The following is a 21,409-nucleotide window of genomic DNA, read 5'->3' on the forward strand; positions in this document are numbered from 1 at the left end:
TCTAATATTCCTTCTGGTAATATTAAACTTAACAAGGATAACTCAGTGCCTTTATTCATCAATGTAATTTAAAGCACAAAGAAAATTATTTTTCTCTTTAGACCCAACTTTTGAGATTGATCCCATGGGAGTAATGCATGATGCCATTCACGGGTCCTTTTCCAAGAATAAAATGGTCAATAAAATTATGGGCTATACCATCAACCTTATTGGTGCAAATGACAAGGTCTGGAGGTTGCAACATAATGTTTTGCACCATAGTTATACCAATATCGAGGAACATGACGATGATATAAACGCCCCATTTTTCTTGAGGTTTTCACCTCACGCCAAAAAGAACAAACTTCATAAGTATCAACATTATTACGCTTGGTTCTTTTATGGTCTATCAACAATTTCATGGGTCACCTCTAAAGATTTTGTCCGATATACCAGATATTACAAAATGGGACTGGTTAAAAACAGAAGGACCTATATTGAAGGAATTCTTAAGATTATGGCTTGGAAAATAATTTATTTTTCATATGCTTTGGCTTTACCTATACTATTGACCTCTATTTCTCCTTGGGTAATAATTTTGGGCTTTTTGGCCATGCACTTTGTAACTGGCCTATGCATCACATTGGTCTTTCAGACGGCGCACATTATGCCCAATGCTTCATTTCCTCTACCAGACAACAATGGAAATTTGGAATCCGAGCGTTTGGCCCACCAATTGGAGACCACTTGTAATTATGCGCCAAACAGTGCACTATTATCGTGGTTGGTCGGTGGACTAACCAATCAGATAGAGCACCATCTTTTTCCTAACATTTCACACATACATTATCGTAAAATTGCACCAATCGTACAACGTACCGCGGAAGAGTTTGGTTTACCGTATCACTCCAACGGATCTTTTGCCTCGGCAATTTTCGAACACTTTAAAATGTTGCGGGATTTGGGACGAATGGAACTACAACCAATTCCATCCCATCACTAATTATGTATTTTTTGCCATACATAAAAAATAAAGGACAAGATTGCTAGGCAGAAGACTTATGCCAAGGTTAGATATTCAATTACCTATCACATTATCAACATATTGGGAGGAATCCATTTGGGTAAAGTAATCCCAATAGTTCTTCGAAACCTACTGTGGCAGGGCCGCGTTGGCACTTTTGACCAGCTTGTCCGTATTATTCCGTTTGCTATTGATTTGATTCCAATCTTCTTGTCCTTCATGTGATACTTTACAACAAGATGGAAAAGTCCCGTATAATGGGTCCTCATGGACAATAGGGATATATCTCCGTAGAAGTTTGGTATGGCCAAATAGGTTTTTGGGTCCAGATCTTCCGACCTGCCCTGGGCGAAAAGGCCAATTTCTGCATTATTTAAAGGGTTTGCCAACAAAAGTAGTGTAGCAAACAGTTAGTACAGGGTCTTAACGTTCCTTGGATTATGATACAGAATGTTCCAATTGGTGCTATTGATGTGCAAATAAAGTTGCAATAAATAGTAGCCTTTAGCGTTATTTTATACTTAAATTGTGAGTGCTTGGATGCATTGATAGCTGGGCATAAATACTAATTCCTACACATGTTTAGAATAAAAATTCTATTTATCACAATCCTTTTTCTATTAATTGCGTGTACAGAAGAAGATTCTTCCAGTGAAAAAGAGAAAGAAATAATTCAAAATATCCTGATCGAATTAAATATTGAAAACGACGTTGTTAGCACTTCAGAGGAAATTACCATAACATTAACTGGAGATGCGCTTATATCGAAATTAGAAGTGCTTATGGATAATGGTATTATTCATGATTTCAACTCTCCGCCTTATACGTTAACGCTGGAAACTCAACAATACGAAGACGGTGAACATACCTTCCGAGTGGATGCTTATGCCGATGGAAAAATAATTGGAACTAAAACAATTAAAATTAAAATTGATAATCAAGGCCCAATTCTTATACTGGATAGTATCTCTGAAAATGAAATTATCTGTGATGAGATTCAGTTATCTCCAAGCATTACAGACCTTGTTTCAAGTGTTGAACAATTGCAAGTATATCTTGATGATTTATTACTGTTGGAAAAAGAAAATACTACTGATTATACTTTCTCATTAAATCCACAAGAATTACCAACGGGTATTGGAAATCTAATATTTGTAATGGAAGATGCTTTAGGTAATGTCTCAAAGGATTCTATGGCTATAGGGATTGCAAACAAATTCTTTAGAATTAACTTCCCTAATGACTTTATGCGGAAGAATGTTGAGAAAGTGCATGTAGTGATATCTGATATAGATGGAAATTATATTGATAGTAAGACTCATGAGTCCGGTGAAATTGAAACATTGTCATTTTGCACCACAGAAGAATTATACGACAATACTGAGTTTACAATAACTTTCATTCATGACTTTGAAAATTCAATATTTAACTTCTATGTTTACAATAACCTTACATTGAATATGCTTGGGAACGAAATAACCTTAAATCAACAATCAGGAGGTTTATCCCCATCGTTTCCAAAGATTAAAATACCTTTTTTTGAGGCGGGTTACCAGATGAGGGCTTCAAGTCCATGGAATTCATTGATTTACTACAACGATGAACTTTCAGGTCATGTCTCCACAGCGTTCAGTAATGATTTAGCAACAAATATGACATTCATTAGCTATTTTAATTCGGATATTGAAAATAGTTATCAATGGGCATTCATTAGTGATATACAAAATCGTACCTCGTTAGTACAGGAAGATTTTTCTAATGCTAATGTTCTTACAAAAACTTTTGATTTAAATAAAAGATTCCAAAGACCGTTAGTGAAAATCACAGGATACGAGAATGAAGATATGTATCGTGCTAGAAGCGGTCATTTACTCTATGCTGATTACATCCAGTCAAGTACTTCGTATACCAAACAATACATTTTTCCTGACATATTTGAACACACCACCTATTGGGGTCAGTTGTTAAATTATACTTTCGAAGGTTCTGGCACTATACCAGCTACGGTTACAGTACCCAATTCAACTGTTGATTACAATTTCAACAATCAACAATTAAGCTTTTCTGGGTTACCTGATTTTGAAGTTGGTCGACTTCGTCTAGTTGGAATAAGTTCTGGTGCTGGATTAATTACTCCCGAAAATCCTTCGGTTCAATTGGAATTCATTTTTGATGGTCAAAATACAAATCCGACCATACCTGTAATACCTGAAGGGTTATTTCCTGAGGCGGTTACTAAAATTTTTGCAAGTAAAGCTTTTGAAGTAAAACAAGGCGCCGCAGAAAATTATTCTACCTTTAATTCCTATCAGGATTATATTGAAAATGTATTGGTACCATCCGTTCCCTTTTATATTCCTTCGCCATTTAGAGAGCGTATATTTAAGTCGGAAAGCGCTCAATGGTCACCATCTTATGAATTTCCATTTTGATTATAGGTTATTTAACTGATGGCAGTATTACCATCACTAATTATCCCAAGAAAAAAACTATAACAGGGAATGCATCAGTAGTTGGCCGTTTTGTAAGTCATAACTTGTAATGATAATTGAGAGTGCTGACAAAATGAGATTTCGCATGGGTTTCTATTATGACTATCGGTTATATTCAGCATAATATTCCTTCATAAAATTTGACTCGTCAGTTTAAAGAATCAATAATGTTTCTTTATAAACGGAATGTTCTTTAATAACCATAGCTTACACAAGTTATAGATCGGACTTTACACTAAATTAGTCTCTAGCCTTGTGGCTTGTTCTTTATTGGCACCGCCAAAGGTTATAATACCCCGAGGCTTGCCTCGAAAATTAAAGTTCGTTTCCTACGAATGCCTCGCGGACTTACCCCGAGGTAGTTTACTTCTTAATGACTTTTCATCAAATAACTCAAAAGAAATACGATGCACCAGCACCTTGCAGTAAAACCCATGATATTAATTTATGGGTTTCGTTGTCGAACAATAGTGTTCCCAAAGGTTTTTCGGGACATTCCTTCCTATAGTATACCATTACATTGGGAGCTACTTCTTTTAAGGCCGAAACAAATGGACGGTATAATGAATCGTTTTCCTTATAGAATCGGAGTGGCTTGGCATCCAGGTTATCCAGCCCATGACTATTGATTTTATTAACAAAAGATGTAAAAACACCATTCCTATACTCAATACTGTAAACCGTATTCTTGTTAACTGAATCTCTAGATGCTTCCTCAATTTTTAGGAATTTGTGAATAATGGAGTCCTGGTCAATATTAACATCAGACTTCCCATTTACATATTCAGCCAACCCTTTGAGGTTATTATAGTAACTAATTTCTGCTGGTAGCCAACCTTTAAATTCTTTGTCCTGTGAATAAACGCAAACACTAAATGTGTAGAACAAAACTAAAATAACACTCATTTTCATAATTCTAAAGTATGAAAAATATCAATTTCAACCATAAGGTTTCTTTAGGATCAAAATAGGGCTGGTTTAAAAGTGATGAATTGTACAAAGCAAATAGTAACCGCCGCAATTAGCATCGTGGCAAGAACTTTAAAATTACCTGAATGATCACAACACTGAAATTAAGCCTAAAAGACGAAGTTAAATATTGTAATCATAGCCTGAGTTTTTGATAAACAAACTTGGGCATGCAACCAGCATTGCTTCTAATTATATGAACATTCCTTACAGGTTCCAGTTAAAACACAATTTACATTTTCAACCAAGTAATCATCTGGAATTGAAAAATTTACTTCTACTGGAAGGCACTCTATCGTTTCACATTTTATACACCTAAAATGAAAATGATGCATTGGCCTTTTATTTTCATCACATTTCATACATAAGGCAAAATACTGTTTACCATTTTCGGCAACAACCTTATGTAAAACCCCATCTTCACAAAAGCGGTTCAGAACACGATAGATGGTAGCCCTGTCAATATCAATGTCTATCTTTTTCTCAATGGCATCTTGACTCATTGCTCTCCCTGTCGTGGCCAAGACCTCTAAAACAGCTTCTTTAGTGGGTGTGTTCCTTCTTTTTTTCAAATTAATGCGATTAATTCGCAATTATTTATTGCGATAGTATTGCAATATTACGAAATAAAGATATATTTGCAATTAATTTAATGCGATACATTCGCATTTAAAACAATTTGGATGATTAGAAGAGAAGTAATCAAGCAAGGAAGTCTAGCCGCTCTGTCCATTACTTTACTTAGTTCATTTACCAGTTTTACAAAAGCCAACATTAACGTTATGAAAGAAAATAGAACTTTTGAAGTGATTATTATTGGCGGGAGTTATGCAGGGCTTTCAGCAGCCATGGCATTAGGCCGCTCTTTACGAAATGTGCTAATAATCGATAGTGGAAAACCCTGTAATAGCCAAACACCACATTCCCATAATTTCTTAACACAAGATGACAAGACACCAAAAGAAATTTCCAATATAGCCAAACACCAGGTTGAACAATACAACACCGTTTCTTTCTTAAATGACCTGGCCGTACATGGACGAAAGATACCTGTAGGTTTTGAAATTAAAACAGAAACCGGCAAGGCATTTACAGCAAAAAAAATAATTCTTGCCACCGGAATTAAGGACATAATGCCAAACATCAAAGGATTCTCAGCATGCTGGGGAATTTCTGTAATACACTGCCCCTATTGCCACGGTTATGAGCATAAAGCGGTAAAAACAGCCCTTATCACCAATGGTGAAAGAGCTTTTCATATGGCACCTTTAATTTATAACCTTACCGATAATTTGACCATCTTGACCAATGGTAAAATGGATTTTGAAGAATCGCAATTAAAAAAGCTCAAAGAGAACAATATTAAAATAATAGAAAAGGAAATAATGGAAATAGAACATGAAAAGGGTCATATCCAAAAAATAGTTTTCAAAGATGGTAGTAAAGAAAGTTTCCTTGCAGCCTATGCAGCAATTCCATTTGAACAGCATACTTCCATCTCTTTTGACCTAGGGTGCAAATTAACGGAACAGGGTCATATCAAAGTAGATTTTCTTCAGCAAACCACTGCTGATGGTGTTTTTGCCTGTGGAGATAATTCCAGTCCCATGCGTTCGGTAGCCTTCGCTGTAGCAACAGGAAATATTGCGGGCGCCATGGTCAATAAAGAATTATCGGACGAACAATTTTAAACAAATTTAATTATGGTTGAAGTTTTCACTACAAATATCCCTAACAAACATCAAGCTGATGAAATTATAAGCGTGCTTGAAAATAAATTCTTAGGCTTGAAAATTAGTTTTGATATGGAACGAACAATCATCAATTACCCTTGCGATCATAGCATACTAAGGGTTGAAGGCAATACGGTTTTGGCAGAAACTTTTACAAAAGAAGTCAATACCCTTGGCTTTGAATGTGAAATTCTAGAAGATAGACTATGCAGGAAACAGACAGTGATATGACAGAATTTTGGGAATCAAACTTTAAGGAAAAACAGGAAATGTGGGGATTAAAACCTGCCCAATCAGCCCTATTGGCAAAAGAGTTTTTCCTTGACAAAAGTATAAATAACATTCTTGTTCCAGGTATTGGCTATGGACGGAACGCACGACTATTCAAAGACAATGGATTTGAGGTGACGGGTATAGAGATTTCCAAAACCGCTATAGAATTGGCTAGAAAGCATTATGGAACCAATATGACCATATACCACGGTTCCGTGACCGATATGCCATTTGATTCCAAAATTTATGAAGGAATTTTTTGTTATGCACTGGTTCACTTATTTACCAAAAAAGAGAGAGAGAAACTAATCTTGGATTGCTATAACCAACTATCGGAAAATGGTTATATGATTTTTACGGCCATAACAAAAAAAGCCCCAAATTTTGGAAAGGGAAAACATATTGGCACAGATCGCTATGAGTTTCACGAAGGCGCCCAAGTATTTTATTACGACGAGAAATCTGTAGAGGACGAATTTGGTGTGGTAGGTCTTTGTGAAATAATAGAGATCAATGAAAACCAACCATTCTTCTTCATCGTCTGCCAGAAAACAAAAAGTCTAAACCCACAACTTAAATAATGAAAATTAGGAACAGTACATTAGACCTTATAGCCCTTACAAGCTCCCTTATTTGTGGAATACATTGCGCCACTATCCCTATAATACTTTCATCTACCACTTTTGGAAGTATCCATTTTTTGGCCAACCCAATTATAGAAAAGGCATTTATTGGCCTAGGCTTTGTCTTGGTCCTAGCTTCTTTATGGCCCAGTTATTACAAAGTTCACGGTATACGGAGACCCTTGCGGTTTGCTATTCTGGGGTTTCTATTTATTGGTTTGGGAAGGCTCCAACTTACAGAAACATGGGAAATAGCTAATACAATAATAGGTACCTTGTTAGTCTCCCTGGCCCACTATCATAACTGGAAAATACTCAGATACAGGGTAGATCATAAACATTAAATTTTGTTAAGATTATTTTAACACCGTAATTTTTTTAATTTACTATGTTTGCTATTGATGAAAAATAGTCGTCTAAAAAATAGTATCAGCATTCTGTTCCTTGCTCTTTTCCTTTCGATGAAAATGGCCGGGCTGCATGTGCTTTCCCATACGGACGATAAGGAGCATGCATTGCATTGTTACATTTGTGACCATTCCGTTTCTAATAATTTAACTCCGGCAATTTCAGCGGATATACCGGAATATGGGATTAAAAACACAGAATCCATTCCTCAATTAGAGAATTCTGAACATTACGATTTTGTTGTTTCAAGTACTATTGCTACCGACCAGCTCTTTTCACGACCTCCCCCCTCTTTACTTTAAGTTTCCCTTGCACTTATTTCTTTCTGGATATCCTGGATAATTCCAATGCATTATTGCTATACCTTTTTCGTGACGGAGAATAGTATATAGGTTATTGCACATAATCGTTTTTTGCAATTAGCAATCGTAGGCTTCAAGGTCTTTTGGCTAGCGGCTAAAAACCAAGACAGAGTTATCAATTTCCATATAGGATTAGTGGTATAGGTTTTGTAATGCCCCTCTCCCTGGGGCAATTGTTCAAACTTATAGTAATTAAATCATGATCCATAAAATGCTGGGGGTATGGCTATATTTTAGCCTAATCTCCATAACGTTTGCACAGGATTCTTTCCAAATAAAAGGATCTGTGGTAAATGCCAACACTTTACAGCCTATAGAAGGCGCCAATATTTTTGGTAATGGCCTTTTTTCAACTTCCTCTTCAACCGGGACATTTACCATAAAAAATGTAGTTGAGGGTACCTACTCCATAACTATATCCCATATTGGTTACTCGTCCAAAACAGTATCTATTAGGGTAGGACCAAAAATGGATACCTTAAAGGTCTACTTAAGGGAGTCTGTCACCGAGCTTCAAGATGTGGAAGTCAATGGTAAAACCCATAAAAGGGAGGCCCAAGAACTGGCTACTGTATCGCACACCGTCTCTAAAGATTTCCTGGATAACAACAGGGAAAACAGTTTGATGCAGACTTTGAAAAATATACCCGGCGTAAGCACCATCAATATTGGTTCTGGGCAATCTAAACCGGTAATCAGGGGCTTGGGGTTCAATAGGGTAGTCATAGTCCAGAACAGTATAAAACACGAGGCCCAACAGTGGGGCAATGACCACGGCTTGGAAATTGACCAATACGGGATCGAATCGGTAAAGATTATAAAGGGTCCCGCCTCATTGCAATATGGTTCCGATGCCATTTCGGGGGTGGTAGATATTCAGGCTTCGAAATTGCCAGGTAAAAATTCGTTTAAGGGAGAGGTAAACATCTTAGGAGAAACCAATAATGATCTTTTGGGGGTTTCAACAGGCATACAAGGGCGTAAAAACAAGTGGTTTTATCGCGGGCGATTAACGTATAGGGATTATGGCGATTACAAAGTGCCAGCGGATAGAATCAATTATGAGAATTACATTTTTGAACTGCATGACAATAACTTGAGGAATACAGCCGGGAAGGAAGCTGATGCCAGCTTGGGAATCGGTTTTATTTCAGGCAACATAAAGTCTGAAACCAATTTTAGCAATGTAAATGCCAAAAATGGTTTTTTTGCCAATGCCCATGGCTTGGAGGTCAGAAGTTCCAGCATTGATTACGATAGTTCCAACAGGGATATCGATTTACCTTATCATAAGGTAAACCATTTTAAAATTACCAACAATACCACCGTAGGTATTGGAAACCATACCCTTCAACTGGACCTGGGATATCAAAACAACCACAGGGAGGAACTATCAGAACCTGTTCCACACGGATATATGCCAACGCCACCAGATAGCAAGGAACGGATATTTGATAAAAATACCTACACCCTAAATATTAAGGATTCCTTTAGCCCCTATCAAAGACATGATGTTGCAGCAGGTGTAAATTTGGAATATCAAGACAATAACATAGGGGGATGGGGCTTTTTGATTCCCGCATATAACCGTTTTACCATTGGAGCTTTTGCCTATGACCAATTCGAGGTTCATCAAGATCTCCATTTATTAGGAGGCTTGCGTTATGACTATGGGGCGCTGGAAAGTAAATCCCATTATGACTGGTATTCCTCAACAGTGAACAACAGTGATGGATCAACATCCTACATCTATCTTCAAAGGGCCAAAAACAAAACCTTGGATTTCGGCAATATCAGTGCTTCCCTTGGGATAAGTTACATACATAAAAATACTACCTATAAAGTCAATTTAGGAAAAAGCTTTAGAATGCCTTTGGCCAACGAACTGGCCTCGGACGGCATAAATTATCATATGTATCGGTACGAAAGGGGAAATCTTGATCTTGACCCTGAATCCTCTTATCAATTGGATCTTGATATAGACCATACCACTACTTCATTTAGTTTTGGAGCCAGTCCCTTTGTAAATTTTTTTGAGAATTTCATCTACCTAAATCCAACTTCCAATTATTATGAAACCCTACAGATTTATGAGTACACTCAGAGCAAGGTGTTTAGGGCCGGAGGAGAGATCAGGGCAAGTACCACTTTATTAAAAAATCTACAATTGGATGCTTCTGCAGAGTACGTTTATTCCAGGCAAACAAGTGGACCCAAGCAGGGCTTTACACTTCCGTTTTCACCCCCATTGGCTGGACTGTTCTCGGCCAGTTATCAATTCAAGGACTTTCTCTTTCTTGGAAAACCTCAAGTAAGAGCGGACTATAGGATTACGGCAGCACAAAATGAAATAGTACCTCCCGAAGAAGTAACGGAGGGATATCAGGTGCTCAACATGTCCTTTACAGCTCAAATGAACCTTTTTAAAAGCGCCAAGCCTTTTGACGTGCGGGTAAAACTAAACAATGTGTTGAACACACACTTTTATGACCATACCAGTTTTTACCGGTTGATAGATGTCCCAGAACCTGGCAGAAACCTATCCATCTCAGTAACAATACCTTTTTAATAAATAGTAAACATAAATAAATTAATAACAATTAAAATCAAACACATGAAAACAAACACATTGAAATCAAATTTTAAATTTTTGGCCATTGTCACCTTTTTAGGACTCTTTTTACAGTCTTGTAGTAGTGATGACGACGGTGCTACCAATGCAGCGGCCCCAGTAATTACCGATTTCGAATTTGGAGAAGGAAGCGATCATTCCACAGAACCATTTGCCTACAAGGGGTCCGACCTTCATCTGGAAGCGGCAATAAACGCAGAAGGAATCGTTAGTAGTATTTCCATAGACATACATGCCCATGATCTTGTGGTCGGCGAAGGTGAAGTGGAATGGGAATATGAACTGACTTGGACAGATGCCTCTTATCTTGTCATCAACCCAACCTTTCATGAACATATCGATATTCCATCCAACATTCCGGCAGGTGAATACCATATTTTATTAACGGTAACCGATGAACTTGGAAATAGCACAGAGGTTGAGGGACATCTGGACATCTTGGATCCTATCGCTATTAGTGATTTTGATATGGATGAAACAGTGGCAAGAGGAAGTGATTTTCATGTTGAATATATGATTGCTGCGGTTAATGGTATACATAATATAAGCGTAGATATCCATGCCCATGGACTTGCAATAGGTGACGGGGAAGTAGAGTGGGACTATGAAGAAGTTTTTGAGGATGGTTTCCACGAAGAGACCGAAGCGGAATTCCATAAACATATCGACGTTCCCGCAACAGCTCCAGCTGGCGAATACCATGTTACTTTTACCATTGAGGATGAAGACGGGAATATCTTTGAGTACGAAGATCATATAGACGTTACCGCATAATAATATTATAACAATACCGCATGACATGTACACATTGATGTCATGCGGTTTAAAATTTACATTATGGGATTTTCAACAAAATATTTTTACATCGCGATACTTATCCTAGTAGTCAGCTCCTGTACCACCGATGAGAATGCAGATAAGGATGAACAAAAACCAACCATCGACATCAATTATGATGAAGGGTTTCCCCAAGCCTGTTCACAACTTGTAAGAGGGGAGACCTATTCCTTTAAGGCGATGGTCTCTGATAATGCGGAATTGGCCTCTTATAGTCTGGATATCCATCACAATTTTGACCATCACACCCATGATGATCAAGATGGAGAGTGCAGTCTGGACCCTAAAAAAACACCCGAAAATCCATGGATTTTTATAGAAAATTATTCTATAGAAGGCGGGTTGACCAACTATGAAATTGGTATCAGCCTAACGATACCCCACAATATTGATACCGGGGATTACCATTGTTCCTTTTCGGTAATCGATGAAACAGGGTGGCAAAGCAGAACATCGGTAGATATAAAAATAATAGAATGAATGAAAAACGATTGTATATCTTTAAAACCCAACTGTTCTTAAGCAAAACTCAAAGTAAATAGTCTTTGCTTTATTATGTCGAGTTACAATATCTCTGCGATTGAATATTTTATGCCCTTATCTGATAAAAAATAACCCAAACAGTTTGAAGATCCCTTTCCTTGAACCTTAGCGATCCATGATCCCTTTAGCTCCTGGCGGCGCTACGCATTGGTCCTGACTGTATGTAGAGGATTACCTCACTGCGTTCGCTGATCCTGCTTATGAATCGTTGCTCAAGACAATCCGGCACAGGCTCCCGCCTGTGCGTCTTTTTTGTTTTCCAACGCTTTAGCTCCTGACGGCGCTACGCATTGGTTCTGGTTGTACGTTGAGGATTACCTCACTGCGTTCGGTGATCCTGCTTATGGATCGTTGCTCAAGACAATCCGGCACAGGCTCGTGCCTGTGCGTCTTTTTTTGTTTTCCAACGCTTTAGCACCTGACGGCGCTACGCATTGGAAAACAAAAAATCCGATCACGAAAGTGATCGGATTTTCTTGGTCGGGGTGGCAGGCCTAACTACCAGAACCCAAAACCCTGTATTACAGTTATTTATAAAATTTTATTTCTTTTTGCACACCTATTTGTACACTCAAAACCAATTAAGAACTCTAAAGATATTATTTGCTGTTCTTTAGTGTTATAAAGGTACAAATAATATTGCTACGCAATTCATCATAACGTAATTTTACGAATTAATGTAATCGTGACTTACCCAATTACCGTACTCAACCTAAACATGGGCAGGTACATGGATATTAGTATAATGCCCACAAATATCCCGACTATTATAATAATCAATGGTTCCATCAGTGTAGATAACATTTTCGATTTTTGCCGTACGGCCGTAGCGTATTGTTGGTTCAATCGTTCAAAGATATATTCTGTCTGGTTGGTCTCTTCGGCCACCCTTACCAATGAAATCATTTTATTGTCAAATATGTTGTTGCCCGCCATACTGCCATGAAGGCTATTTCCGGAAAGTACTTCCTTTTCAATATTGGAAAGGGCTTCGTTCAAGGGGTGAAAATCGATCATCTTATTGACCAATTGAATACTGTTCAACATTGGTACCTTGGATGATGTCAATAAGGCCACTGCCTGTGTAAATTGTGCGAGATATACGGCACTTACAAAAGAGCCTACATACGGTAGCTTGAGAAGTAAAAAATCCATGGGCCTCTTGTACCACACCTTTTTGGAAAACGATTTCCGTAGTACCATCAAAATTGCAATTAGAAGAAGAACCAACCAACCATAATCCTTTATGAAATTCGAAGCTGCCACTACCATTTTGGTAATAGCGGGCAGGTCTACATTATTTTGCTTAAAAATATCCTCGAACATAGGAACAACCATTCTTAGCATAAAGATTACAACAAGTACTGCGGTAATTAAAATGATCAAGGGATAGGTCAAGGCATTGATGAGACTTCTTCGTTGCTCGTTCTTCCCAGCATAGAATTTGCCCAGTTCCTCAATTATCTTGGAAAGATTCCCTGTTTCCTCCCCTATCTTTACTGAATAAAATTCGTATTCGGTAAATTCCTTTCTACTCTGAAGTATTTCAAAAAAACTCTTTCCAGATACCAGAGAGTGGACCATTTCGTCGTAATAATCCTTTAACCTTCCATTTTTTTGGTTTTCTGCCAACAAGGACAAACTATCCTTTAGATTAATCCCCGCCTTTAGAAGTACTGACAGTTCTACGTAAAAGTCTTCTTTCTTCTTGTTGCTGAATACCTTGCCAAATAAAATAATTTCCGTTTGAAGTATCTTGGAAATCCGATCTTCATTGGTATCCAATTGCGTTGAGGAATGAATATTATCTAGTTTGAAACCCATAGTACTTAGTTATTCAAATAGGTTGTGGCAGCATTATTTTTGTAAACAAATAATTTTCGATGTCCGTATTCTTGGTCCAATTCAAAATCAATGGCATCAATTTCCCCAAACAATCTCTCTTTATTTTCAAAATAGAATTTCTGTCTATGCCATTTTACCTGAAAGGTATCCCGCCCCTTTATAATAGCGCTTTCCCCAATTTCATAGTGTAAGCGTTCCATTTCATTCACAAAAATCAATTGTTTGAGCATGCTGTCATAAAATACCTGATCATGGGTATTAAAATCGATCCATAATGACTGCCGTAAAAGGTTCAACTCCGTACTTTTTTCGAAATTTCCTTGAATACCCTTCATCTGTCTTTGTACCAATTGCAATACCGAAAAAGCCATTCCTACCACTATGGTGGTAATCAATAATACAACGATCATTTCACTCAACGTAAATGCCTTTAATTTATTCAATTTAATTTTCATCAATAATATTTTGTACCATTAACTTATGGGTCTGTTGATTTTCTGCCCTAAATTCAACAGTATTGATACCCCCTACTGCCCTTTTTGTAACGGTTATCTCCCAAACACCCAGTTCACCATAATAGGGAAGTTTCAAATAATGCCCTTCATATTTATATTTTAACCGGTTCAAATGCTCTAGAGCATCTTGGTTCCGTGCATTTATACTATTGGCAAACATGTTGTTCAATAGCATACTCGCTACCATAAAAATAATAATGATCAACACTGTGGCCACTAAGGTTTCCATGAGAGTCGAAGCTCTTATTCGCTTTAGTACAACCATTTCATAACTCCTTTTCGTGCTTTATTTTCCAATGTAAATCCGACATATTCGGTTTCCAAAAGACTACTATTGATAACACCATCATACAAATGGTTCTGATATATGCTACCATTTTCCATCGCTATGAAAGAGTCGGCAATAACACTTCCATATACCTCACCCTTTAATTCCAATCGACCTTTGCAATATATCTCACCCTTTATCAAGCTTCCAGATGATATCTTTATTTGCGGCTTAAATCTGGGCTCTTGGGAATCATTCATATATAATAACATCCCCTTGACGACTGCCTCCTTGCCGATAATAATGCCATTATCATTGTAGGCATTTCTATTGGCAACATTCTTAGTGTCTTCCATAACTATCAAAGCGCTGGGGTAATCCAATTGGACTAGGTTGCCTACCTGAATTCGTCTATTGGCAATGGCTTGAAAGGTACCTTGAACTCCGTTTTCAATAATGATCTCTGGAGCCGATAGTACTACGTCCTTAAGGTTTGCCATGGCACCCACCGTTATTTTGTCGGTGGCCATAATTATTATATTTCCAATAAGTGCCACTTTATCCAAGTATATGGTATGATCCCTAAAAATCTGAGTAGGTGAACCAAAAGAATTCTTAAATTCCATATTAGGTTTTAAAACCAATGGTTCTTCAGATACCATTGGCCCTTGAAGCAACAATTTTTTAGTATGGATTAGTTTTTCCCTATCCAACTCAGGCAGATCCGGCCCACTATTATTGACTTTGCCATAGATCAACTGATCATTACGATAGGCATGGCCAGAAATATTTCCTGGCCTTACTCCTTTTTCAGGGAGTAAAGCTTCACCGGTAATTTTAGCACCTCCAACAATAATCAAAGGACGTTGTCTATCCTTTAAATAAAGGGCTGGACGTTCAGCCTTGTTTGTTGCTCCTATGAAAGCAATCTTACGAAACTGAATCGATGCGTGCTCGCTCTTCGCTCGGAACTTTTCAAAGAACCCCCAAAATTCACGATCTACGGTTACAGCAATTTCTGGGTTGTTCTTGGAGATTGTGCGCACAGAATCGTTTAAAGGAATGGACTTCTTAAAAGAAGACATTAGTCCATAATGGGCCTCTTGTAGCAGTTGAACGGTTAAATCGGTCTTCTTATGAAAATAACTATGGCTATAGGACACTAACACAAAAACCATCATTAGGATTGCTATGACAGTACCTATAAAAAGGACAAATTGAAGCGCACCCGCCCTTACCCGCTTAAGCCCTTTCATTTTTGAAGCGTTATATTCTTAATCTTCCCTCGGACCTTGACTTTTACCTTCTCAGTATTCCCTGACAATAAACGTACCTCTTTAAAAGTATCGTTGATGGACATCATATGCTGTTCCCTGTCAATATCTATAAAAAAAATCTTGGCTCCACTGCTACTTTCCTTAATAAAACCGGTATATAATATCTCAATCTCCCGTTCTTTGGGTATTTCCTTTATTTTATGTGTTTTTTGGACCTTTGGTACTGGCAAGGATCCCAAAAATGGGTCTCTGTAATTGGCAAGTATACTAAAAGTATCCCTAATTAATTTGGCAGGAGGGGTGAACTTTACATTATTTGGACTATAGGCTTTTTGATCCTTTGGAGGATTGATAGTATTGACAATCTTAAATCCGAGGACTCCCCAAATCGCAAAGACTACAATTAAAAGCAAATATGTCTTCTTATTCTTTTTCAATGGGTGCTTGTCAATTAATTGCCAGTGGCATTTACACGAAAGGCGCTTGAAGAAAACGGGGTTTCGTAACCACTGTTCATGGCTTTTACCCGCCATTCATAATTATTATCTATCAAAATTTTAGTGGCCTTGGCCCCTATAAAGGTGCTATCCACCACAATTATACTGTCCATTACAAGCTGTACTGCACTTTCAAAATTGGGTGTGGCCACCTGAACTACGTAACTATCAGCCTCAGTAATTTTATACCAGGAAAAATTAACGATGCTGTCCCCAACTACACTATTCTGTAATGGGGCCAACAATTCCACTTTTACATCTGAAATATCGGTTACTTCCACAATATCCTCGCAGCCAATTATTATATAAATGGTGAAAAGAGTCGCTGTAATATTTTTTAAATTATGAATCATTATAATTTCAAATAAGGTTTTGTTCTGTCCAGTTTATAAGCCTTGCCTTCTGTGCCCTTGGGACAAGATTCCCCATCCAGGACAATAACTTCGATCTTCTCATTACCATAACGATCTAGTCCCCAACAAAAACCTGCCAATCGATAATCAAACACCTCAAACTGGGAAAGCGCAATAGATTCCCTTGAATTGTCCTTTACCAACTCTATGCCCATTATGTTATTTCTATCCTGTGTCAGGAAGATTCCATCCGCTAAAAATATTTTATTCATTATGGCAGTGCTGGTCATTGCAGACACTTGGATTACGATATTATAATCTTCATCTTTAGCCAAATAGGACCTTATAGCATCATTACGTCCATCATTCAATTGCGAGGTCAAGGCTACCACACCCGATATTTCCAATGAAATATGTTTTGGCTTAATGGGGAGGGAGTCAATATATTCAATCTTCGATTCCTGGCCCTTCCTTTTATTCAATTCAGAATATTTTCTGTAAGCTGTTTTAGTGAATTGTACTTCTCTTGCGGTTACTACAATTGGTTGGGATAAGGAGGGTTTCCCCACCTGGTGAATATCATTATGTATTATTGAACTGGAGGACTTTCCAATTTCGCCTAAGGTTAATGGAGGATTTGTATCAGGTTTCAAATTGGCCAAGGGAGCACAACTAATACAGAGCATTGCCAATATCACAACTAAGAAAGTAGGTTTCATAGGTAAAATTCTTACAAAGTATAACGCATTTTATTTTGCAGTGTTGTATCGAAAACGAAATAAAATACAGGTTTTCTAGCGTTTCAACGAAAAATGTCCCCTATAGGTTTTTCCATTGTCATATTCATAGCTAAACCAATAGTCGGCAGAAGGCATGGCCTTGCCCTGGAAAACACCATCCCATCCACTGCCTTTAGGTGATAATTGCTTTATCAATTTTCCGTACCGGTCATAAATATGTACAACAGCATTTGGATAGGCCTCTGCACCGATAACATTCCAATACTCGTTGGTTCCATCCCCGTTGGGCATAAAGAATTTTTGATATCCCAACACCATGATCGTCTTGCTAATGGTACGGCATAGAAACATGTCCCGAACATGAACCAAATATTCCCCCGGATAAACCTCAAAAGTATTGTCCTTTTGAAAATTCTCCCCATCCATAGAATATTCAAATTCTCCAATGCCTGTAGCTTCGATGGTTAGGGAAACCCTGTCCGAAAACCCGTTTAGCACAGATGTAAAATCATTTGGAGCTCCCGAGGAAACTACCTCAAAATACATAATGTTTTCGCAACTTACCCCATTGGTAGAAGCGGATACTTTCAATTGATAATCCCCCAAATCCAATATTTCAAATATCCTGTCCGTACTCAAGATCGTGCCCTGGTCGTCCAACCATTCCCATGTTTCAAAATCGCCCCCATCCAAAATCAGATCGGGGCTATCCGGACAAATTACACATATTTCTTCAAGATTGGGTTGTGGCAATGGATTTAGGGTCAGTGTAAAACTGACTACATCAAAACATTGTTCCAAAGATTTGGTTTGAATGCGGGCAAATAGGGTTTCTTGCGGTGCAGTATTGATATAGGACGTTTTGGGTAACTTATTTAAATTGGTATTGGCATCCGCCATATTGTTGAAATAGGCAATCTCATAAAGATTCGGGTCTTGACCGTTCAAAACTACTGGATCTTGGACATATAGGTCAAAGGAAAAGGAGCTAGTACCATTAACATCGCAGACTACTATATCCGTTGACGGATGGGCCGTGGGAGTATCCAAAACATGGATTGAAAAGCTGCCCGTAATAGAACATTCCTTATAACCATTGTTTTCAAGTCTGTAATAGATAGTTTGTGGCTTAAAAATATTCTCATAAGGCCCAACGATTTCATTCAGCCTTCCTAATGCATCTGTCTCACTCTCATAATAGGAAACAGTAAAATCGGTGGCATTTTGATTTCCCAATATCTCATTATCCTTTTCCGATAAATCAAAGATATAACGGTCATCATTATCCATATCGCATACCACCCAATCCGATACCACTTGTGGTAAAGGTGAATCATGTATAATCAGTTCTAAAGTTGAAACATCATAACAATCCGGATTGGAACTGTTTTCCACTCTTACAAAAATGGTCTCCTGATAACCAATAGTGTTGGTATAACTATTTTTGTTAAGCGCATTTATCCCGTTCTCGGCATCTGCGTGATTGACATAATAGGTTACACTGATTGCTGTTGGATTTTGACTACCAAGAATTTCGAGATCCTTTAGGGATAGGTCAAATTGGGAAACACCATCATTATCGTCATCACAGATTTCATAAGCCGTAACTAAATTAGCCATTACCCAATCCAACACTTCCAAACCAAAACTTCCGGTTACATAACATTCGGGATGAACACGGTTCTCGACCCTAAAAAATATTTCTTCAGTGGAGGCGGAATTGGTATAATTGGACCCAATAGTATTAGTATTGTTCTCGGCATCTGATTGCATTAGGTAATAACTAACCGTAAATTTTCCAGCATCTTGACCTCCCAAAATTTCCGAATCCCTTAAGTCCAGGTCAAAATTATAAGTTCCATCACTGTCCGTATCGCAAACTGTCCAATCAGCTACATGGTTCAGCACTGGAGAATCCTTTACAACCAGCTCAAAATCGGTAATGTCATAACAACTAGGATGGTTTGTATTATATATCCTGGCGTAGATGCTCTCTACGGGATCCGAATTGGTGTATAAAACAGGTAAGGCATTGATCCCATTTTGAGCATCATCCATTGTAGCGTGATACGTAATACCAAAGGAGTTTGGTAATTGGGTTCCCAATACTTCACTGTCTTTTGAAGTTAGGTCAAATTCATAGTTGTCATTAGTGGAGCAAACCTCATAATCTACAAGAGCATTGGCAACTGGCACATCATAGATGGTAATTTCCTTTGTTTCTGTTTTTGTTTCCGTTGGAGTACTTACGGTAACACTTACCGTATAAGTTCCTGGCGTAGCGTATATATGGCTGGGTTCTTCCAAATTGGATAAATTTCCATCACCAAAATCCCAGTTTATAGCAGTTATGGGTTCCCCGGTATCCAAATTAAATTGAGTGGCTGTTCCCAAACAGAAATTGGTTGCCCGAATCCCGACATAAAATATAGACGTAATAAAGGGAGGTAGCCCCAAAAAACATTGTCTACCCGCCAAATCCACTCCGTTTTCTACAAAATTGCAACCAGGTCCCAGAACATTGGGATTATTGATGATCATTAAAAATTTCCTTCCGGATAAAGGGCAGTAAATCTTACCATCTATTGCCATTTGCAATGCCCCGGGAAAAGTCGTAAATGGAAAGGTTGGTGCCCGAAATTCTTGGGACAACAAAAGGCCTGAGGACATGATAGCATTCCTTTCGAAGTTGCTAATATCAAATTGATATACCCCATTACGGGTAGTTAGGTACAACACCTTCCCGTTACTGGAAAATTCACATCCGTAAGATTGCTGTGTATCATAGGTCGTATCAAAATAACCCATAAGGCTCACCATATCATATACTTTACCGGTACCGGCATCAAAATGATGCAACTCAACCTTGCCATCATTCGTATATGTGGCAGCAAGAGTCTTTCCATCAGGCGATACTTTCATGGTCCCAATAGAGGCATAAAAACCGTTAATAGGGAAACTGGAAACAACCGGGGTCGTGTTGATACCATTAATATCTATTAGGTAACTTAAGAAATCATTTTGGTCATAGGCCTTGGTAATTACCCAAATCGCGTTGCCGTTGGAATGCATTACGGCTGTAATCCTTTCACTTATGGAAGAATAAAGAAGTACATTTTTTTCATTAGTGAGTGCCCCTAAACCATTGTCCAAATTCATATCTACCACACTGTACCTTAAACCATTTGGGCCGACTTCATTGTCCAAGGAAAAAACGTAATAGATATTGGGTTCGCCAGGTTTAGGAATAATGATGCCGGATTGGGCCGTGGAAGTGTCCCCCAAGAGTCCAGTCCCATTCGGCATAGGCTGATGGTTTTTGTTCCAAACCGTCATACCGTCAGAATATAATAAAAGATTACCATTGCTGTCGGACATGGTAGCGCCTCCTTCCCTAGTAGATAACTCCCCGTTTGTTAAAGCTACAGGCGTTCCACTGTTAAAATCCAAACCGGCGTTAAAGCCAAAGTACCAAATAGACGCTTCCTTTTGGGCATGCACGATGATACTACTGAATGCCAGTAATAGGAAAACAACTTTCTTCAAAATGGTTTACTAGGTTAAGTTATAAAGGGCTAAATTTAATGGAAAATAATGATTATGTAAGTAACACACTACAAAAAACCATTATTTTCGACCAAATGTTTAAGTTGGGAAGAATGGCCCAACTATTGGTAAACTAATTAATTGATAAAGCCCAAATATTTACAGTTACGGCTGAGTTCAACATTAAAACAGATGTGAGCAAGAATACTTTTCAAATCTTTATTCCGTACTCTAAACCCTACGAAGTCACAAACTTCGCAGAGCGGGATATTAAGAAAAAAAAAGCTGAAACATAATAAAACCACAATTTTTACATTGTGGCTCTTTACTTTTTTTTCTTACTCTTACAGCCACTAATTATAAATTAGCGGTAGGCACTTTCAGGAGTTAGCTTAATTTTGTAGAACACATAGAATATTAACTGCCCTTAGATTTTATTTAGGGGCATTTTTTTATGCCCGATCATGATTTTTGGACAGGAGGTATGCTCTTG

General features: G+C 38.0%; 21 protein-coding genes. 10 read left to right on the forward strand and 11 right to left on the reverse strand.

Annotated elements, in window-relative coordinates:
• Window positions 1-124 precede the first annotated feature (124 nt).
• Window positions 125-982, forward strand: a complete 858-nt coding sequence (locus QSE00_RS23710) for a fatty acid desaturase family protein (protein WP_286107787.1) — start codon at window positions 125-127, stop codon at window positions 980-982.
• 86 nt (window positions 983-1,068) lie between these two features.
• Here the strand turns inward: QSE00_RS23710 and QSE00_RS23715 are convergent, their stop codons facing one another.
• A complete protein-coding gene (locus tag QSE00_RS23715) occupies window positions 1,069-1,392 on the reverse strand; it encodes a hypothetical protein (RefSeq protein ID WP_286107788.1) in 324 nt (107 codons plus the stop codon).
• Window positions 1,393-1,581: 189 nt separating this feature from the next.
• Between QSE00_RS23715 and QSE00_RS23720 the strand changes: the two genes are divergently transcribed.
• Window positions 1,582-3,435, forward strand: coding sequence for an Ig-like domain-containing protein (locus QSE00_RS23720; RefSeq protein ID WP_286107789.1), 1,854 nt, complete (start codon window positions 1,582-1,584; stop codon window positions 3,433-3,435).
• A 453-nt stretch (window positions 3,436-3,888) separates the two neighbouring features.
• Here QSE00_RS23720 and QSE00_RS23725 read toward each other — a convergent pair whose 3' ends face one another.
• Window positions 3,889-4,401, reverse strand: coding sequence for a hypothetical protein (locus QSE00_RS23725; protein ID WP_286107790.1), 513 nt, complete (start codon window positions 4,399-4,401; stop codon window positions 3,889-3,891).
• A 251-nt stretch (window positions 4,402-4,652) separates the two neighbouring features.
• A complete protein-coding gene (locus QSE00_RS23730; RefSeq protein ID WP_220020908.1) occupies window positions 4,653-5,036 on the reverse strand; it encodes a Fur family transcriptional regulator in 384 nt (127 codons plus the stop codon).
• A 210-nt stretch (window positions 5,037-5,246) separates the two neighbouring features.
• On the opposite strand from QSE00_RS23730, the gene QSE00_RS23735 reads away from it, so the two are divergent.
• From QSE00_RS23735 to QSE00_RS23770, 8 genes are all read left to right on the forward strand, one after another.
• Window positions 5,247-6,155 carry an NAD(P)/FAD-dependent oxidoreductase gene (locus QSE00_RS23735; protein WP_286107806.1) on the forward strand — a complete coding sequence of 303 codons (909 nt, stop codon included), beginning with the start codon at window positions 5,247-5,249 and terminating at the stop codon, window positions 6,153-6,155.
• 12 nt (window positions 6,156-6,167) lie between these two features.
• Window positions 6,168-6,428 carry a hypothetical protein gene (locus QSE00_RS23740; RefSeq protein ID WP_286107791.1) on the forward strand — a complete coding sequence of 87 codons (261 nt, stop codon included), beginning with the start codon at window positions 6,168-6,170 and terminating at the stop codon, window positions 6,426-6,428.
• A complete protein-coding gene (locus tag QSE00_RS23745) occupies window positions 6,404-7,051 on the forward strand; it encodes a class I SAM-dependent methyltransferase (protein WP_286107792.1) in 648 nt (215 codons plus the stop codon). The genes QSE00_RS23740 and QSE00_RS23745 overlap by 25 nt, the downstream gene beginning before the upstream one ends.
• Window positions 7,051-7,437 (forward strand): MerC domain-containing protein, encoded by a 387-nt coding sequence (locus QSE00_RS23750; RefSeq protein WP_286107793.1) that lies wholly within the window; start codon window positions 7,051-7,053, stop codon window positions 7,435-7,437. The genes QSE00_RS23745 and QSE00_RS23750 overlap by 1 nt, the downstream gene beginning before the upstream one ends.
• A 57-nt stretch (window positions 7,438-7,494) precedes the next feature.
• The gene (locus tag QSE00_RS23755; RefSeq protein ID WP_286107794.1) at window positions 7,495-7,803 is read left to right on the forward strand and encodes a hypothetical protein; all 309 of its coding nucleotides are present in this window, start codon (window positions 7,495-7,497) and stop codon (window positions 7,801-7,803) included.
• Between the two features lie 259 nt (window positions 7,804-8,062).
• Window positions 8,063-10,432, forward strand: coding sequence for a TonB-dependent receptor (locus tag QSE00_RS23760; RefSeq protein WP_286107795.1), 2,370 nt, complete (start codon window positions 8,063-8,065; stop codon window positions 10,430-10,432).
• 45 nt (window positions 10,433-10,477) lie between these two features.
• Entirely contained in the window at window positions 10,478-11,269 is a 792-nt protein-coding gene (locus QSE00_RS23765) for a DUF4625 domain-containing protein (protein WP_286107796.1), read from the forward strand.
• Window positions 11,270-11,332: 63 nt separating this feature from the next.
• Window positions 11,333-11,812 carry a DUF4625 domain-containing protein gene (locus QSE00_RS23770; protein WP_286107797.1) on the forward strand — a complete coding sequence of 160 codons (480 nt, stop codon included), beginning with the start codon at window positions 11,333-11,335 and terminating at the stop codon, window positions 11,810-11,812.
• Window positions 11,813-12,565: 753 nt separating this feature from the next.
• Here QSE00_RS23770 and QSE00_RS23775 read toward each other — a convergent pair.
• The 8 genes from QSE00_RS23775 to QSE00_RS23810 form a co-directional block, all read right to left on the reverse strand.
• Window positions 12,566-13,699, reverse strand: coding sequence for a type II secretion system F family protein (locus tag QSE00_RS23775; RefSeq protein ID WP_286107798.1), 1,134 nt, complete (start codon window positions 13,697-13,699; stop codon window positions 12,566-12,568).
• Window positions 13,700-13,704: 5 nt separating this feature from the next.
• Complete coding sequence (locus tag QSE00_RS23780) at window positions 13,705-14,175, reverse strand: PulJ/GspJ family protein (RefSeq protein WP_286107799.1); 471 nt, start codon at window positions 14,173-14,175, stop codon at window positions 13,705-13,707.
• On the reverse strand, window positions 14,165-14,500 hold the full coding sequence (locus QSE00_RS23785) for a hypothetical protein (protein ID WP_286107800.1): 336 nt from the start codon (window positions 14,498-14,500) through the stop codon (window positions 14,165-14,167). The genes QSE00_RS23780 and QSE00_RS23785 overlap by 11 nt, the downstream gene beginning before the upstream one ends.
• Window positions 14,488-15,759: a polymer-forming cytoskeletal protein gene (locus QSE00_RS23790; protein WP_286107801.1), complete on the reverse strand. Its 1,272-nt coding sequence runs from the start codon at window positions 15,757-15,759 to the stop codon at window positions 14,488-14,490. The genes QSE00_RS23785 and QSE00_RS23790 overlap by 13 nt, the downstream gene beginning before the upstream one ends.
• On the reverse strand, window positions 15,756-16,217 hold the full coding sequence (locus tag QSE00_RS23795; RefSeq protein ID WP_286107802.1) for a hypothetical protein: 462 nt from the start codon (window positions 16,215-16,217) through the stop codon (window positions 15,756-15,758). Before QSE00_RS23795 ends, QSE00_RS23790 begins: the two co-directional genes overlap by 4 nt.
• A gap of 14 nt (window positions 16,218-16,231) precedes the next feature.
• On the reverse strand, window positions 16,232-16,630 hold the full coding sequence (locus tag QSE00_RS23800) for a hypothetical protein (RefSeq protein ID WP_286107803.1): 399 nt from the start codon (window positions 16,628-16,630) through the stop codon (window positions 16,232-16,234).
• On the reverse strand, window positions 16,630-17,349 hold the full coding sequence (locus QSE00_RS23805; protein WP_286107804.1) for a hypothetical protein: 720 nt from the start codon (window positions 17,347-17,349) through the stop codon (window positions 16,630-16,632). Before QSE00_RS23805 ends, QSE00_RS23800 begins: the two co-directional genes overlap by 1 nt.
• A gap of 75 nt (window positions 17,350-17,424) precedes the next feature.
• On the reverse strand, window positions 17,425-20,916 hold the full coding sequence (locus tag QSE00_RS23810) for a T9SS type B sorting domain-containing protein (RefSeq protein WP_286107805.1): 3,492 nt from the start codon (window positions 20,914-20,916) through the stop codon (window positions 17,425-17,427).
• Window positions 20,917-21,409 lie beyond the last annotated feature (493 nt).

Source organism: Arenibacter flavimaris (assembly GCF_030291335.1).
Classification (GTDB): domain Bacteria; phylum Bacteroidota; class Bacteroidia; order Flavobacteriales; family Flavobacteriaceae; genus Arenibacter.

Coding starts and splice junctions, on each gene's coding strand:
- QSE00_RS23780 (WP_286107799.1), bottom strand. CDS start 14,175: ATGAAAATTAAATTGAATAAATTAAAGGCATTTACGTTGAGTGAAATG.
- QSE00_RS23775 (WP_286107798.1), bottom strand. CDS start 13,699: ATGGGTTTCAAACTAGATAATATTCATTCCTCAACGCAATTGGATACC.
- QSE00_RS23760 (WP_286107795.1), top strand. CDS start 8,063: ATGATCCATAAAATGCTGGGGGTATGGCTATATTTTAGCCTAATCTCC.
- QSE00_RS23770 (WP_286107797.1), top strand. CDS start 11,333: ATGGGATTTTCAACAAAATATTTTTACATCGCGATACTTATCCTAGTA.
- QSE00_RS23735 (WP_286107806.1), top strand. CDS start 5,247: ATGAAAGAAAATAGAACTTTTGAAGTGATTATTATTGGCGGGAGTTAT.
- QSE00_RS23765 (WP_286107796.1), top strand. CDS start 10,478: ATGAAAACAAACACATTGAAATCAAATTTTAAATTTTTGGCCATTGTC.
- QSE00_RS23805 (WP_286107804.1), bottom strand. CDS start 17,349: ATGAAACCTACTTTCTTAGTTGTGATATTGGCAATGCTCTGTATTAGT.
- QSE00_RS23720 (WP_286107789.1), top strand. CDS start 1,582: ATGTTTAGAATAAAAATTCTATTTATCACAATCCTTTTTCTATTAATT.
- QSE00_RS23750 (WP_286107793.1), top strand. CDS start 7,051: ATGAAAATTAGGAACAGTACATTAGACCTTATAGCCCTTACAAGCTCC.
- QSE00_RS23785 (WP_286107800.1), bottom strand. CDS start 14,500: ATGGTTGTACTAAAGCGAATAAGAGCTTCGACTCTCATGGAAACCTTA.
- QSE00_RS23745 (WP_286107792.1), top strand. CDS start 6,404: ATGCAGGAAACAGACAGTGATATGACAGAATTTTGGGAATCAAACTTT.
- QSE00_RS23725 (WP_286107790.1), bottom strand. CDS start 4,401: ATGAGTGTTATTTTAGTTTTGTTCTACACATTTAGTGTTTGCGTTTAT.
- QSE00_RS23790 (WP_286107801.1), bottom strand. CDS start 15,759: ATGAAAGGGCTTAAGCGGGTAAGGGCGGGTGCGCTTCAATTTGTCCTT.
- QSE00_RS23740 (WP_286107791.1), top strand. CDS start 6,168: ATGGTTGAAGTTTTCACTACAAATATCCCTAACAAACATCAAGCTGAT.
- QSE00_RS23710 (WP_286107787.1), top strand. CDS start 125: ATGGGAGTAATGCATGATGCCATTCACGGGTCCTTTTCCAAGAATAAA.
- QSE00_RS23755 (WP_286107794.1), top strand. CDS start 7,495: ATGAAAAATAGTCGTCTAAAAAATAGTATCAGCATTCTGTTCCTTGCT.
- QSE00_RS23800 (WP_286107803.1), bottom strand. CDS start 16,630: ATGATTCATAATTTAAAAAATATTACAGCGACTCTTTTCACCATTTAT.